The organism is Brevibacterium sp. GP-SGM9 (assembly GCF_047300845.1).
Lineage (GTDB): Bacteria > Actinomycetota > Actinomycetes > Actinomycetales > Brevibacteriaceae > Brevibacterium.
In genome coordinates, this window is sequence record NZ_CP178563.1 from 2,721,368 (window position 1) to 2,737,297 (window position 15,930).

At 68.4% G+C, this 15,930-nt stretch carries 11 protein-coding genes; 7 read left to right on the top strand and 4 right to left on the bottom strand.

The window, feature by feature from the left end; genetic code table 11:
* Positions 1-134 precede the first annotated feature (134 nt).
* From ACH82I_RS12300 to ACH82I_RS12310, 3 genes are read right to left on the bottom strand one after another with little or no spacing between them, the layout of a single operon-like run.
* Positions 135-2,483, bottom strand: a complete 2,349-nt coding sequence (locus ACH82I_RS12300; protein ID WP_413332947.1) for a heavy metal translocating P-type ATPase — start codon at positions 2,481-2,483, stop codon at positions 135-137.
* Complete coding sequence (locus tag ACH82I_RS12305) at positions 2,483-2,710, bottom strand: heavy-metal-associated domain-containing protein (RefSeq protein ID WP_230746351.1); 228 nt, start codon at positions 2,708-2,710, stop codon at positions 2,483-2,485. The genes ACH82I_RS12300 and ACH82I_RS12305 overlap by 1 nt, the downstream gene beginning before the upstream one ends.
* 47 nt (positions 2,711-2,757) lie before the next feature.
* Entirely contained in the window at positions 2,758-3,051 is a 294-nt protein-coding gene (locus tag ACH82I_RS12310; RefSeq protein WP_230746349.1) for a metal-sensitive transcriptional regulator, read from the bottom strand.
* Positions 3,052-3,164: 113 nt separating this feature from the next.
* Between ACH82I_RS12310 and ACH82I_RS12315 the strand changes: the two genes are divergently transcribed.
* From ACH82I_RS12315 to ACH82I_RS12335, 5 genes are all read left to right on the top strand, one after another.
* A complete protein-coding gene (locus tag ACH82I_RS12315) occupies positions 3,165-4,958 on the top strand; it encodes a 2Fe-2S iron-sulfur cluster-binding protein (RefSeq protein WP_413332950.1) in 1,794 nt (597 codons plus the stop codon).
* Between the two features lie 68 nt (positions 4,959-5,026).
* Complete coding sequence (locus tag ACH82I_RS12320; RefSeq protein WP_230746345.1) at positions 5,027-7,090, top strand: sensor histidine kinase; 2,064 nt, start codon at positions 5,027-5,029, stop codon at positions 7,088-7,090.
* Positions 7,091-7,264: 174 nt separating this feature from the next.
* Positions 7,265-8,482, top strand: coding sequence for an acetyl-CoA C-acetyltransferase (locus tag ACH82I_RS12325; protein WP_230746343.1), 1,218 nt, complete (start codon positions 7,265-7,267; stop codon positions 8,480-8,482).
* A gap of 260 nt (positions 8,483-8,742) precedes the next feature.
* Positions 8,743-9,483, top strand: a complete 741-nt coding sequence (locus tag ACH82I_RS12330; protein WP_230746341.1) for a response regulator — start codon at positions 8,743-8,745, stop codon at positions 9,481-9,483.
* A gap of 146 nt (positions 9,484-9,629) precedes the next feature.
* Positions 9,630-11,609 (top strand): penicillin-binding transpeptidase domain-containing protein, encoded by a 1,980-nt coding sequence (locus tag ACH82I_RS12335; RefSeq protein ID WP_413332953.1) that lies wholly within the window; start codon positions 9,630-9,632, stop codon positions 11,607-11,609.
* A 55-nt stretch (positions 11,610-11,664) separates the two neighbouring features.
* On the opposite strand, the gene ACH82I_RS12340 is transcribed toward ACH82I_RS12335, so the two are convergent.
* A complete protein-coding gene (locus tag ACH82I_RS12340; RefSeq protein ID WP_230746339.1) occupies positions 11,665-13,278 on the bottom strand; it encodes a succinic semialdehyde dehydrogenase in 1,614 nt (537 codons plus the stop codon).
* A gap of 48 nt (positions 13,279-13,326) precedes the next feature.
* Here ACH82I_RS12340 and ACH82I_RS12345 point away from each other — a divergent pair, with 48 nt between their 5' ends.
* Together ACH82I_RS12345 and ACH82I_RS12350 are read left to right on the top strand one after the other, a co-directional pair.
* Complete coding sequence (locus ACH82I_RS12345) at positions 13,327-14,556, top strand: amino acid deaminase/aldolase (RefSeq protein ID WP_413332955.1); 1,230 nt, start codon at positions 13,327-13,329, stop codon at positions 14,554-14,556.
* Complete coding sequence (locus ACH82I_RS12350; RefSeq protein ID WP_284934597.1) at positions 14,553-15,911, top strand: D-arabinono-1,4-lactone oxidase; 1,359 nt, start codon at positions 14,553-14,555, stop codon at positions 15,909-15,911. The genes ACH82I_RS12345 and ACH82I_RS12350 overlap by 4 nt, the downstream gene beginning before the upstream one ends.
* Positions 15,912-15,930: the final 19 nt, after the last annotated feature.

The following is a 15,930-nucleotide window of genomic DNA, read 5'->3' on the forward strand; positions in this document are numbered from 1 at the left end:
CTCTCTTTCCCCCTGACGTGGATTGTTCGGCTGCCTCCGAGCAGAATCAGGGCCGAATCTGCTCGGAGGTGGCCGAACAATCGCAGCGTCGCGGCCGGCGACTGCACTGCGCATGGCCGGTGACTGCTCGACGGCTACTTGAAGCGGAGTAGCCGGAGGCTGTTGAGCACGACGAACACCGAAGAGAGCGCCATGGCCGCTCCGGCGACCATCGGGTTGAGCAGGCCGAGGGCCGCGATCGGAATCGCCGCCGTGTTGTAGGCGAAGGCCCAGAACAGGTTGCCCTTGATCAGCCCCAGCGTGCGGCGTGAGAGCCGGATCGACTGCGGGATCTGACGCGGGTCGGAGCGGACCATGGTGATGTCCGAGGCCGCCATCGCCGCATCGGTGCCCGAACCCATGGCGATGCCCAGGTCGGCGCCGGCCAAGGCGGCCGCGTCGTTGATCCCGTCGCCGACCATCGCCACGGCCCTGCCCTGCTCCTGGAGTTCGGAGACCACGGAGATCTTGCCTTCGGGTCGCACATCGGCGCGGACCTCGGTGATGCCGAGCTTGCCCGCAACCACCTCGGCGGCTTGAGCATTGTCCCCGGTCAGAAGCACGGTTTGGAGTCCGAGCGAGTGCAGCTCGGCAATCGCCTCGGTCGCCCCGGGGCGAACTTCGTCTGTGACGAAGCTCAGGCCGCGGAACTCGGAGTCGACGGACACGGCGATGATCGTCGCGCCCGCTGGCACAGACTCGGCGGAGAAGTCCACGGCCACGCCGCGTTCGCGGAGCAGATCGGGGCGACCGGCGAGCACCTCGGCGCCGTCGATTCTGGCCTGCAGTCCGCCGCCGGGGATGGCGGCGAAATCGGTGATCCCGGCGTCGTTCGCAGAGACTCCGGAGTCGGTCGCAGAGACTCCGGGGTCGGTCGCTGCCGACGCATCACCCGTCCGCGATGCCCCTGACGGACCGGCCAGCGATGTGTGGGCGTCGACGATCGCGCGGGCCACGGGATGCTCGCTGCGTGATTCCAGACGGGCCAGAGTGGTGAAGTCCGCGGCGCCGAGCTCGGTGCCGAGCAGACTCATCACTCCGGTGGTCAGAGTGCCGGTCTTGTCGAGGATGACCGTGTCGATCGAGCGTGTGGACTCGAGCGCTTCGGGCCCGGAGACGAGGATGCCCAGCTGAGAGCCGCGGCCGGAGGAGACAGCCAAAGCTGTCGGAGTGGCCAGGCCGAGCGCACAGGGGCAGGCGATGATGAGGACTGTGAGCGCCGCATGCAGCCCCATCGCCCAATCGCCGGTGGCCAAACCCCAGGTCAGCAGCGTGAGGACGCTGATGACGAAGACGATCGGCACGAACACCCCGGAGATGCGATCGGCCAGACGCTGCACGGCCGGTTTGCCGGTCTGCGCGCGGCTGACGAGATCGGCCATCGCAGCCAGGGTCGTGTCGGCCCCGACCCGAGTTGCGCGGACCTCGAGGACCCCGGAGGTGTTGATCGTGGCACCGGTGACTGCATCGCCCGGCGCGATCTCGACGGGCACGGATTCTCCGGTGAGCATCGATTCGTCGATCGCGGAATGCCCGGTGAGCACTTCGCCGTCGGTGGCGATCTTCTCGCCGGGTCGGACGAGGAAGACATCGCCGACGGCGAGATCCTCGATCGGGACCTGGATCTCGACACGTGGTTCGGCAGACGAGTGGGCCGCGGAGCCAGTGGAGGCTCGGGTTGCGGAGTCGGCAGAGGAGCCGGCGCCGGAATCGGCAGCTCGGTCCGGGGCCGACTGCGGGTCGGTCAGCACGGTCGCGGTCTTCGCGCCGAGGTCGAGCAGCGCCTTGAGCGCCGCGGTTGCGCGGTACTTGGCTCGGTCCTCGGTGAGCTTGCCGATGAGCAGGAAGACCGTGATCGCGGCGGCCGCCTCGAACCAGACGTGATAGTCGCCCGGGATCTGCCAGCCGTAGCCGTCGAGCACCGCTCGAGCGAGCGTGATGTAGGAGTATCCGCCGGCGATGATGATGCCGACGCTGACCAGGGTGTCCATCGTCGTCGACCCGCCGCGGGCGGCCTTGAGAGCCGCCGAGTGGAAGGGCCAGGCGCCCCAGGTGACCACGGGCAGGGCGAGGATCGCGACGATCCATTGCCACCCGGCGAAGTGCCAGCCCATGACCATCGAGACGGCCACGATCGGCACCGCCAGGATGAGTGAGCCGATGAATCGCGGCCGCAGATGGCGGGGGTCGTAGTCGACGATCTCCGGGCCTTCGTCTGAGGTATCGATCGAGCCGGTCCTCACCGTGGCACCGTACCCGGCTCTTTCGACGGCGGTGGTGAGATCCTCGTCCGTGATCTCGGATTCGACGAGCACGTGCGCGGTCTCGAGCGGGAGGTTGACCTCCGCGCTGACCCCATCGAGCCGGGTCAGCTTCTTCTCGATCCGGGCCGAGCAGGACGCGCAGGTCATTCCCGTGATGTCGAGATCTACCTCGCGGGACATCACTTCACCTCGTGTGATGACACTTCGTAGCCGGCCTCGTCGACCGCGGCGCGGATCGCCGCGCCATCGAGTTCGTCCGCCGAGGTGATCGTCACGGGCGAGTCTCCGCCGGGGTTGAGTTCGACGGCGACGTCGGAGACTCCCGGCAGTCCGCCGAGCTCCTCCTTCACGGCTGCCTCGCAGTGTCCGCAGGTCATGCCCGTGACGGTGATCGTGGTGGAAGTCATTGTGTCTGCTCCATTCAGTGGGGTGTCGCGCCGGCGTTGTGCCGTGCTCAGCTCTTGATGAGCCGAGCGATTGCGGCTGACGCCTCCTCGATCTTCTTCCGCGCGGCTTCGTCGTCGCCGGATGAGGCGGCGTCGACCACGCAGTGAGCGATGTGCTCCTCGAGGAGGCTGATGGAGACCGCGTGCAGCGCGGCTGTTGCGGCGGAGACCTGGGTGAGGATGTCGATGCAGTACTTGTCGTCATCGATCATCTTCCCGATTCCGCGGACCTGTCCTTCGATCCGCTTCATCCTCCGGGCAAGAGCGTCCTTCTGCGGGGTATATCCATGATGCTCAGTCATGCAGATACTGTATACCCCTAAGGGGTATAGGGCAATGCCTCGGCGAACCGGGAGAGGTGTGCGGTTGGTCTCATCATCGGTCCCCGGGCGCGCTGCGCTCCTACAATCGGACTATGCGCGTTGCCCGACTGTTCCGTTTCCCCGTCAAGGGGTTCCCCGCCGAGGAGATCGCCGAGGCGACCGTGCTGCGGGACCGCGGAATCCTCGGCGACCGCGTCGCCGCCTTCACCAACGGCAGCCTCGAGGTCCCGGACGACAGCTGGCACCGATACTCCGCGTTCACCGTGCTCAAGAACGACACCGAGCTGCAGAGATGGAAGGTCGGATGCGAGCTCGCCGAGGCGGTCGCCACCGTGACATTGACCGCGCCGAACGGCGGGTCGACGACGTTCAGCACAGACGATCCGGAGGGCAGGGCCGCCTCGGCGGAGTTCCTGGCCGAACGGATACCCCCACAGGGTGACTTCCCGCGGGCGCTCGCGGTGGCGAACCAGGGCATGTTCGACTCGCAGCGCTCGGGGATCTCGATCATCAACCCGGCCACCGTCGAGGCGATCGCGCAGACCGCCGAAGGCCGGGCCGCACTCGGAATCGACGCTGTGGAACCGGGTGCCGAAGGAGGCAACCAGCCGAGCCTCGATCCGCTGCGCTTCCGCGGCAACGTCCTCCTCGAAGGCCTCGGCCCGTTCGAGGAGTTCGGGCTCATCGGAAAGGTCGTCCGCCTCGGCGGGGTCCGACTGGCGATCCGCGCTTCGATCGAACGCTGCCCGGCCACGACGGTCAATCCCGTCACCCATGAGGTCGATGTCAACGTGCCCCGCGTCCTCGTCGCCGCCTGCGGACACATGCACTGCGGCATCTACGGTGAGATCCTCGAATCCGGGCAGATCACGACCGGTGACACGCTCGAGGTCGACGGCGAAGCCCCGCGCGAACTGGTCAAGACTGCGCGGACCCCGAGGTTCATGACCGTGATCGGCCGACGCCAGATCTGCAACGACATCGTCGAGGTCTCCCTGCGCGACGACCTCGGTTGGATCCGCGCATTCGACGAACCCGGCACGAATCTGCGCGTCCACCTCGAACTCGGCGAACCCTTCTGGCGCACCTACACGATCACCGATGTCGCCGACGACATCGTCTCGATCGCCGTGCGCACCCAGGGCAAGGGCTCGCGGGCGGTCGCCTCACTCGAAGCCGGCCAGCGCATCCTCGCCTCCGGCCCGCACGGAACCATGACCGCCGATCGCGTCTTCGGAGGGACGACAGCCCTGGTCACCGCCGGTATCGGCATCACCCCCAGCCTCGGGCTGCTGCGCGGGAACCGGTCGGCGGACACCGAGAGGATCAAGCTCTTCCACCTCGACCGCGACCACCGCACCGCCTGCCTGTGGAACCGGCTGCAGGACCGCGCCCGCGACTCCGGCATCGACGTCACAACCCACCACCGCGACACTGCGGTGCAGGGGCGACCGAATCACGGCGAACTCGTCGACTGGCTCGCCGGCTGCGACAACGTCATGGTCTGCGGTCCCACCGAATTCACCCGCGCCGTCATCGCCGCTGCCGAGGACGCCGGAGTCCCGACCGTGCACCAGGAGACCTTCGCCTCCCCGAACACGGGCATGAGCGAGGCCATCTCCAAATGCGCCCCCGCCGAGGTCACCCTCGAGCACTCGGGCGCGAGCTTCCTCTGGGAACCGAAGCAGGGCACCCTCCTCGACGCCCTCGAGGCGCGCGGATTCCGTGCCGAGAGCTCCTGCCGAGGCGGCTCCTGCGGAACCTGCGCCGTATCCTTGGCGGCCGGCTCCGTCCTCTACCCGATCGAACCGGCCGCCCGGATCGCCGACGACGAGGTGCTCGTGTGCTCGGCGGTCCCGGCCGGGCCGATCAGCCTCGCGCTCTGAGGCCACGGCCGTTCCCGGTGGGAACGGGAACGGCTGACCGCCTCGGCGCGGGTGGCACAATGGATTCCATGCCCAAGGAACAGCGTGCCGTCAGGCCAGGACCGCCGACGGGTCCGGTGGCACGTCTGAGCAGGCGGGTGCGCTTCGGCGTAGCCGGGCGGATCATGTTCGCGAACTCGCTCATGCTCGTGGGCATCATGGTGCTCACCACCAGCCTCCTCTACATCCAACTCTCCCAGCTGAACACGAAGCGCGAGCAGGACCTGCTGCGCTCGGCCGCCGACAACATGTCGCTCTCGCTCAGCCTCGTCGGCTCGGGGGAGCCGGGCCGCGACAACTTCATCGACGCGGAATCGCAGGACGATGTCGAGACGATGCTCGACAACGCCATCGACCAATACGACTTCGACATCGCCGCGGTCGTGCCCATCGACTATCTGCTCACCCCGCCCACCTTGGGCTCACCCGATCGGCAGCAGCGCAACGAAGAGAAGATCGTGTCCGCGAACGCCGGTCGCATCCCCGAGGACTCGATCGATCAGCTCGCCGGTCGCATCGACGGCTCCCGAGTGAAAGAGGGGCACACGGTCGTGCGCTTCCTCGAGGACGGCGGACCCGAGGGCGGAACGATGTACGTCGTCACCCCGGTCTTCGCCGAGCACCTCGGCGCCGATGACGTCGAACCCGACTCCGTCGTCGGCGCGGTCGTGATCGGCAACTCCGCCGACACGGTCCGCGAGGGCTTCATGCCGCAGAGCAAGTGGCTCATCGGCATCGCCATCGCCACCCTGGTCCTCGGCATCGGCTCGTCCTGGGTGACCTCCCGCGGCCTGCGGCGGGTGACCGGCGACTACGGGGCGACCGAGCTGCGCAGCATGCTCGAGTTCTACTCCTCCGTGCTCAAGGCGGTCTCCGAGGGTCTGCTGCTCGTGGACCGGACGATCGGGATCGTGCTCATCAACGCCGAGGCGCGCGAACTCCTCGGGCTGCCCACTGCGGTGGAGGATCCGAACACCGACCTCACCGAGGATTCCGATGATCCCGTCCGCGCCACCTCGCCGGTCGGCGGCATCGCACTGAGTCGACTCGATCTGCCCGATGCGCTGCTCGACCTGCTGTCCTCGGGCCGTTGGGCCCGCGACGAGATCCACTACACCGATGCGCGCGTCCTCGTCGTCAACCAGCAGCCCACCGACGAGGCCAGCAACACCTGGGTCGTGACGATGCGCGACCACACCGAACTCGCCGAACTCTCCGGCGAACTCGTCTCCGTGCGTTCCTTCTCCGACTCCCTGCGCGCCCAGACCCACGAATACGCCAACCGCCTGCACATGGTCGTGTCCCTGCTCGAGACCGGCCACGTCGACGAGGCGATCGACTTCGCGGCCAAAGACCTCGACGACCTGGGCCGTGTCAACGGCGACGGTTCGATGACCTTCGACCATCCCGTGCTCTCGGCCCTGCTCCTGTCGAAGATCGCCCAGGCCGCCGAGGTGGGCATCGACATGACGGTCGACACCGCGGGACTGACGGGCCGCCTCGGCGGGGATGATCGTGATCTCGCCACGATCCTCGGCAACCTCATCGACAACGCCTTCGACGCGCTGAGCAGGCATGACGTGCTCTCCGATGACAAGCGGGTGCATGTCCACATCAGCGGTGCCGGCGGTGCCGGAGGGTTCACGATCGAGGTCAGCGACGACGGTCCCGGCATCGACGAAGAGTATCTCGACGCGATCTTCGAACGTGGCTGGTCGACCAAGCACGACGGCGTCGAGATCGATCAGGGACTCGGCCGACAGGAGACCGGCACCCGCGGAGTCGGACTGTCCCTGGTCGTGCAGGCGATCCGCCGCCTCGGCGGGGCCGTCGATGTGCAGGGCCGGGGTGAGGAGTGCGACGAATTCAAGGGAGCGGTGCTCACCGTGTGGCTGCCCGATCCCGATCACGTCGACCCGCGAGCTATTCCGGCCGAGCCCGGCGGTCACGGGGCATCGGCCGCGCGCGGCCAGGAGGCCCGCGGATCCTCTGTCGTGCGCGGCGGCACCTCCGGACACAGGCCCGAGCCGCACCGCCAGGTCGGCAACCCGCCCACCGGTCCGGTCGACATCGTCAGAGACGATCGGGACTGAGCCGGACGGCAGGATCGGCCCGTCGAACGGGACCAGCCGGGCCACCTCGGCGAGGCGCTTCTCGTTCGGGCGGCGTTCCCAATCAATGGAACGATTCGCCGGGCCCACGCCTCCGCGATCTAGACTGCCACTGACAGGCCCGACGCCAGCCGGACGTCACCGAGTGGAGGAACAATGGATCAGGACATCGTCGTTTGCGAACCGCTGCGGACCCCGATTGGGGCGTTCGGAGGTCAGTTCCGTGACATTCACGCGCAGGAGCTCTCCGCCGCCGTCGTCCGTGAGCTCCTCGCGCGGACCGGACTCGATCCCGAGCTGGTCGCCGATGTCATCCTCGGTCAGAGCTACGCCACCTCCGAGGCTCCCTGCATCGGCCGCGTCACCGCACTCGATGCGGGACTGCCCGTGACCGTTCCCGGCAAGCAGGTCGACCGGCGCTGCGGCTCCGGGTTGCAGGCGATCGTCGACGCGGCCCTCATCGTCGGTTCCGGAAACGGCGACTTCGTCATCGCCGGCGGAGTCGAATCGATGTCCCACGCCCCCTTCTACAACGACGCCATCCGCTGGGGCGTGCGCGGCGGCAACGCCGAGTTCACCGACTCCCTCGGCCGCGGGCGGACCACCCCGGGCGGGAAGTTCCACCCCGTCGAGGGCGGCATGCTCGAAACCGCTGAGAACCTCCGCCGCGAATACTCGATCGCTCGCGAGGAGCAGGACGAACTCGCCTTCAACTCCCACCAGCGCGCCGCCGCGGCCGCCGCAGAGGGACGCTTCGCCGAGGAGATCGTGCCGATCACGATCCCCGCGAGCCGCAAGGTCGCCGAGCACCAGATCGACACGGACGAGCACATCCGCCCCGACACGAACCTCGAGAAGCTCGCGAAGCTGCGGCCCATCCTCGGCAAGAACGACCCTGAGGCCACCGTCACCGCCGGCAACGCCTCCGGTCAGAACGACGGCGCCGCAGCGGCATTGGTCACCACCCGCGCCGCCGCCGAAGCTCAGGGGCTCAAGCCACTCGGCCGGCTCGTCAGTTGGGCAGTGGCCGGGGTTCCGCCCGAGACCATGGGCATCGGGCCTGTGCCGGCGACCGCGAAGGCACTCGAGAAGGCTGGGCTGAACCTGTCCGACATCGATCTCATCGAACTCAATGAGGCCTTCGGCGCCCAGGCCCTGGCCGTCACCCGTGAATGGGGACTGGGCAAGGACGACTTCGCCCGCCTCAACGTCAACGGCTCCGGAATCTCGCTGGGTCACCCGGTCGGTGCCACCGGCGGACGGATCCTGGCGACGATGCTGCGTGAGATGGATCGCCGAGGTGCCCGGTACGGTCTCGAGACCATGTGCATCGGCGGCGGTCAGGGCATCGCCGCGATCTTCGAACGCGCCTGAGCCACGAGGCGTCCCCGCGGGGATGCCTTCGAGTCGACGTCCCCGCGGGGACGCCTCCCGGCCCGGTCGGCCCCAGCAGACACCGCGGCCGTGGTCCGGCTCTCGCGCCCTGGGCCCAAGCCGACACCGTGCCCGGGACCCGGGTCCGGAGCCCGGCTCCCGGGGCTCGGCCGATCCTGTTCCCGGCGTGTGTCAGTGATGTAACCGAGCTGGAACACGAGCTAAGGGTTGCCTGAATGCATCAAAGCTAGACTGGCGGCATGTCAGAAACCCGGACGCCCGAATCGAGCATCGGTGTGCTCGTCGTCGAGGACGAGGCCGTTGCCGCCCGTGCTCACTCGAAGTACATCGAACGCATCGACGGATACCACATCGCCGGAGTGGCCAAGAACGCCACCCAGGCGATGGCCGCGCTGACCGGCAAGATCTACGGACTCGACCCCGACGGCATCCACCTCGTCCTCCTCGATATGAACCTGCCCGACGGTCACGGCATCCAGGTCTGCCGAGCCATCCGCGGCCAGCGCGTCGACGTCGACATCATCGCCGTCACCGCCGCCCGCGACATGCAGATCGTCCAGCAGGCTCTGTCCTACGGGGTCGCCCAGTACATCATCAAGCCCTTCACCTTCCCCGTCTTCAAATCGAAGCTCGAAGCGTACTCGTCCTTCCGCGACAGCCTCGGCGCCGGTGCCGACGGCGGAGAGGGCGAGGTCACGCAGAACGAAGTCGACACCGCGATCGCCGCCCTGCGCACGCACACCGTGACCGCGACCCCCAAAGGCGTCCCCGATGCCGTGCAGGACGAGGTCCGCTCGATCCTCGGCGGCAACCCCGGCCAATCCGCCGCCGAGGTGGCCGAAGGTCTCGGTGTCTCCCGCGTCACCGCTCGCCGCTACCTCGAGGCCATGGCCGACGCCGGGATTCTCGACCGTCGTCCGCGCTACGGCGCCGCCGGCCGTCCGGTGCTCGAATACATGGTCGTCTCCGACGACGCCTGAGCGGCTCGCCGACAGCGCCTGAGCAGCTCGCCGAGGCGGTCGGCCGGCAGCCGCGTTCAGGAGCCGCTGGCCCGGAGAGCGGTCGGTTCCGCAGGTGAACGGTCCCGACAGTGGACAACCCCCATTGTCTCACCGAAGATTGAACCATGTCGAAGAGGTCTCGGGTCTGGTTGGCGATCGTCCTTGTTCTCATCCTGATCATCGGGGCGGGAGCGTTCGCGTTCCTCCGACTGCCGATGCAGAAGTCCGTGGCGGCCGAGGCGGCCGCCGCCGACCTCGCCGACGGGAGCCTGAGCTCGGAGACCTGGCACAACGAGGACCTCGCGCAGAGTCTCTTCGACCGGGTCACGAAGGCTCTGGGCACCCGCATCGCGCTGCGCTCTGTCGCCGTCGACGAGATCCGCGAACGCGAAGGCGACACGGTCGCCGAGCTCCGCTGGACCTGGGCGAACCACGACGACGAGGCCTGGACGTACACCTCCGAACTGCCGCTGCAGAAGAACGGTCTGTTCTGGTGGGCCGATCTCACCGAGCGGGCGATCCACCCCGAACTCGGCAAAGGCGGACGCTTCGAACTCCGCGCGAACCCCGGAGAGCGCGGGAAGATCCTCGGCACGGACGGGAAGACCCTGACCGAGGAGGGCGAGGTCATCAGCATCGGAGTCCACCCTGCCCGCCTCGAACCGGACACCCTGAGCACCTTGGTCGACGCGCTCAACGAGGGCATCGACTCGCTCGACCTCGACGCCGACGCCCTCGAGAAGAAGGTCGACGCCGCGGACGCCGACCAGCAGGTTCCCGTCGTCACCCTGCGCAAGGACGACTACACCGCGGTCAAGAAGCAGATCCACGATCTGCCCGGAGTCCTCTTCACCGAGGCGAGCCAGACGCTGACCCGGTCGAAGGGCTTCGCCCAGGCGACCCTGGGATCGGCGGGACCGGCCAGTGCCGAGGACATCGAGAACTCCGGCGGCGAGATCATCTCAGGCGAGATCGTCGGACGCTCCGGACTGCAGAAGACCTTCGACGAGGCGCTGCGCGGTCCCGGCAGCGAGGAGGTCTTCGCCGCAGGCGAGGCGAAGCTGTCAAGTCTCCGCGCCTTCGAGAAGAAGGACGGCGAGGACCTCGAGACCACTCTCGACGTGCGGATCCAAGATGCCGCCGACGCAGCGGCTGCGACCGGGAAGAAGCCGACCGCGATCGTGGCGATCCGCCCCAGCGACGGACACATCCTCGCCGTGGCCAATCACGATCCCGAAGGCTCGCCCTGGGACCGGGCGCTGACCGGCCAGTATTCACCGGGCTCGGTGTTCAAGGTCGCCTCGAGCCTCGCTCTGCTCGAGTCCGGGTTAAACGTCGGCACGAAGCTCGACTGCCCGAAGACGACGACGGTCGATGGCAAGGAGTTCAAGAACGCCGAAGACCATGTGCTCGGCGAGGTGAGCTTCGAGGAGAACTTCGCCGAATCCTGCAACACCGCCTTCGTCAACGCCGCCGAGACGGTCTCGAGTGCCGATGTCGCCCGTGCCGCGGCCCAGCTGGGGATGACCGCAGGCACCGGGGGCGGCTCCGGTTCGAACGACGGTTCGAACGGCTCCGGTCAGGACGGTGCGACCACCGATCTCGGGATCGGGGCGAAGATGGCCAGCGTCCCCGTCGACGACGACCCGGTCACCCATGCGGCTCAGATGATCGGTCAGGGAAAGGTGCAGGCCAGCCCGCTGGCCGTGGCGACGATGATCGCCTCGGCGGACATGGGGGCCGCGGTGACCCCGCGCCTCGTGCTCGAGGACGAAGCCACGGCCGACGACGATGGCAGCGGAACCGGCTCGGGCGCGGACGCCAGGGCCGAGGAGCTCGCTGACGCGGACGCGCAGGCACTGGCGACGATGATGCGTGAGGCCGTCCGGCACGGCACCGCGAGCGGCGTCCGTAACGTTCCCGGCGCACCCGTCCACGGCAAGACCGGGACCGCGGAGTACGGTGACGAGACCCCACCGCGGACCCACTCGTGGTTCGCCGGCTATCAGGAGGACGTGGCCGTGGCCGTGCTCGTTGAGGACGGCGGCTTCGGCGCCGAGGCGGCCGTGCCGGTGGCAGAGGAGTTCTTCTCGGCCATCAACTGAGAAGAATCGGCATGGCCGTACCCGTCCCCGGCCGGACCCGTCCTCGCCGCCCGGTTCACTTCATCCGCAGGGCACGCATCACCTCGAACGCCGTGGTCAGGGTGCGGGCGAAGCCACGCTGATCGAGCGGACCGATCGGGGCGACGGGGACGAGGCGCTGCTCGGCGATCGTGTGCGTGTGGGTGAACTGGTGGAGTCCCTCGACGCCGTGCCGGTGGCCCAGCCCGGAGGCCTTGACCCCGCCCGCAGGAGCATCGATCGAGCCCCAGGCCACCGCGTAGGCCTCATTGACGTTGACCATTCCGGACTCGATCCGCCGCGCCGCCTCGAGTCCGCGGCGGCGGGAGTAGACGCTGGCGCTGAGACCGTAGTCGGAGTCGTTGGCCCGCGTGGTCGCTTCCTCATCCGAAGCCACCGAATACACGGCCACGACAGGCCCGAAGGTCTCCTCCGTGTGCAGGTCGGCGGCGTCGCTGACATCGGTGAGCACGGTCGGAGCATAGAAGAAGGGACCGAGCTCGGGTACCGGGTGACCGCCGGCGATGACCTTCGCCCCGGACTCACGAGCCTGGTCGACCTTTGCGGAGACGCGTGCGAGCTGCTTCGGTCCGGCCAGGGTTCCCATTCCGGGTCCGAAATCGTAGTCGGCGCTGAGTGTGAGGGCGCGGGCCGCCTCGGCGAAATGAGCGCAGAACTCGGGGTAGAGGTCCTCGTGGACGTAGATGCGCTCGATCGACATACACAGCTGGCCGGCCGAGGAGAAGGCGCCGCGGATCGCGCCGTCCACGGCGGTTGGGAGGTCGGCATCGGCGAGGACGAGGAGCGGATTCTTCCCGCCGAGCTCGAGCGCGGTGGGCAGCAGCCGACCTGCCGCCTCGGCGGCGATGGACCGACCCGCCGCGGTCGAACCGGTGAAGGAGAGACCATCGGCGCCGGCCATGAGCGCAGGTCCGACCTCCTCGACGGTGCCGGGAACGATCTGCCACAGCTCGGCGGGCAGACCGGCGGCGATCGCGAGCCGGCGCATCACGACCGCTGTCAGGGTGGTCTGGGAATCGGGCTTGTGGACGACCGCATTGCCGGCCGTGAGCGCGGCGAAGAGGTCCGTGGCGCCCAGCGTCAGCGGGTAGTTCCACGGGGTGATGAAGCCGACGACGCCCAAAGGGGTGCGGGTGACCTCGGTGCGGGTCAGGCCGGGCACGGCACCGCGGCGGCGTTCGGGCTTGAGGCGGCTTGCGGCAGTGACACCGTAGTGGCGGAGCACATTGTAGGTATCGAGGATCTCGTCGTAGGCGTGGATGCGGGCCTTGCCGGTCTCGAACTGGATGATGTCGAGGAGGAGATCCTCGTGGCGACGCAGCGAGGAATGCAGGCGCAGCAGCACCTTCGCCCGATGCTCGACCGAGCGACTCGCCCAGCTGCGGGCGGCGATCCGGGCGGTGGCGAACGCGGCCTCGACATCGGCAGCCGTGTTGTTCGCGAAACGGGGGAACTCGTCTCCGGTGAAGGGTTCGGCGCTGCGCACGGTCTCACCCGAACCCGAGGCCTCCCGATAGGGATCGGTGTCGAGGAAGTCCCGCAGACGATCCGTGAGGTGAGCCGAGGCGCCCGCGGTCGAGGAAACCGCCTCGGCGGGGGTGGTGTGCGGGGAATCGGTGGCGGTGCTCATCGGACCTCCCGAGGTCGGGGCAGAGACATTTGCGGATAGACTACCCTCATGGTGTCACGTGAACTGCGTCACGCGCTGAGAGGTCTCGCCGCACCCGCCGCCGTACTCGATCGAGACGCCTTCGACGCCAATCTCGACACCCTGCGGCTGCGCGCTCGCGGCCTGCCGATCAGGGTCGCCACGAAGTCCCTGCGGACCCCGGCCGCGATCGAGCGCGCCCTATCCCAGCCCGGCTATTCCGGCGTACTCACCTACTCCCTGCCGGAGGCCCTGAACCTGCACGCGCGGGGGATCCGGGACATCCTCCTCGGCTACCCGAGCGTGGACCGAGCGAGCATTCGGGCACTGCTCGCCGAGGCGGGAGCGACGGCGAACATCACCCTGATGATCGACTGCACCGCCCATCTCGACATCATCGACGAGGTGAGAACCGAGCTCGCCGCCGCGGAGGCTCCCGACCGGGAAGCCGACAGCGGTGCGGGAGCGAGCGTGCGCATCTGCATCGACGTCGACTCCTCCTACCGCCTCGGCGAGGGGCTGCTGGGGGATCGGGTCCACATCGGGGCCAGGCGCTCGCCGATTCGCGACGCCGAGGCGGCCGCCCTGCTCGCCGAACAGGTGCATGCCCGCCCCGGTGCCGAACTCGTCGGACTGATGTTCTACGAAGGGCAGATCGCCGGCACCGCCGACGCGGGACGCTCGCCCAGACAGACCGCGATCAGGGCGATGCAGAGGCGATCGATCGCCGAACTCGCCAAGCGCCGCACTGCCGTCGTCGCAGCGGTCCGCGACCTCGGCGAACTCGAATTCGTCAACGGCGGCGGCACCGGGTCGTTCGAATCCAGTGCGGCCGAGGGCACGCTGAGCGAACTCGCCGCCGGCTCAGGCCTGTTCTCACCCGGCCTCTTCGACGGCTACACCCGCTTCCGACACGAGCCCGCGGCCTACTTCGTCACCCCCGTCGTGCGCCGGCCGGGACCCGGCTGGGTCACGGTCTTCAAGGGTGGGTTCATCGCCTCCGGAGTCCCCGGCGTCGACCGCCTGCCGACGATCGCCTGGCCGCCCGACCTCGCCTACTCCGGACTCGAAGGCCCGGGGGAGGTCCAGACGCCCCTGCACGGAGCGGGTGCCGAGGACCTTCGCATCGGGGATCTCGTGTGGTTCCGCCATGCGAAGGCCGGAGAGCTGGCCGAACACTTCAATGATCTGATCGTCGTCTCGGGCTCGCGAATCGTCGAGACCTGGTCGACCTACCGCGGAGAGGGGCTGGTGCTGTGAACGAGGGGAATCCGAGGCGGGCCGGCCGCAGGCACCGGTTCCGGAACTGGTCGGGTCATGTCCATGCCCACCCGCACACGATGGCCACCCCCGCCTCGGCGCAGGAGCTGGCCGATCTCATCCGGGCCGCCAATGACTCCGGAGACCGTGTCCGCGTGCTCGGAGCCGGACACTCCTTCACCCCTGTCGCCGCAGGTGAGAACGTCATGGTCAGCCTCGACCGGCTGAACGGGATCATCGCCGTCGATGAGACGAACCGCCGGGTGCGCTTCCACGCCGGCACCCGGCTGCGTGACATCCCCCGACTGCTGGCCCCCTACGGACTCGCCCTGGCCAATCAGGGCGACGTCAACCCGCAGGCGCTCGCCGGGGCGATCTCGACGAGCACCCACGGCACGGGACTCGACTTCACCGGTTTCGCCGGCACCGTCACCGGGCTGAGTCTGATGGGACCCGACGGCAGCGTCCGGGAGCTCTCGGCGACCCGCGAACCCGAGGTCTTCGACCTGACACGGGTCAGCCTCGGCGTGCTCGGGGTGATCACGGAGATCGAGCTGCAGTGCGTGCCCGCCTTCGACCTCATCGCCGAGGAGCGCGTGTGGGGCTTCGACGAGCTGCTCGCGAGCCTCGAGAAGCGCATGCGCGGCGCCGATCACTTCGAGTTCTACTGGTTCCCTCACACCGACACCGTGCTGACCAAGACGAACACCCGGGTCGGTCCCGGTGAGATCGGCCCGGGCCACCTCGCCGAGGCGGGGGTCCGCAGCCCCGTGCTCAACTTCGTCGACAAGGAGATCGTGGAGAACGGGGCCCTGCGGCTCGCGGTCGAGCTCGGCTCCGCGCTGCCCCGGCTCGTCCCGCACATCAACAGGATCGCCCAGTCCGCGGTTTCGGACAGGACGTATCGGGCACCGGGCCATGATGTCTTCGTCACGCCTCGGCGGGTGCGGTTCAATGAGATGGAGTACGCCCTGCCCTTCGCCTCCGGCGCCGAGGTGATCCGTGCGATCCGAGAGATCATCGAGGAGAAGGGGTGGACGATCTCCTTCCCGATCGAGGTCCGCGCGGCCGCCGCCGACGATGTTCCGCTGTCCACGGCCAGCGGCCGAGACACGATGTACATCGCCGTCCACCGCTTCGTCAAAGACGACTTCGCCGAATACTTCCGCGTCATCGAGGACATCTTCCGAGCCCACGGGGGCCGCCCGCACTGGGGCAAGATCCACACGCTCGGGGCGGCCGAGCTGCGCGGACTCTATCCCAGGTTCGACGACTTCTGCGCCCTGCGGGCGGAGGCGGATCCGACCGCGATGTTCGGCAACAGGTTCACCGATTCGCTGTTCGACGTGCGCTGACCTTCACTGGCTCCTTCGC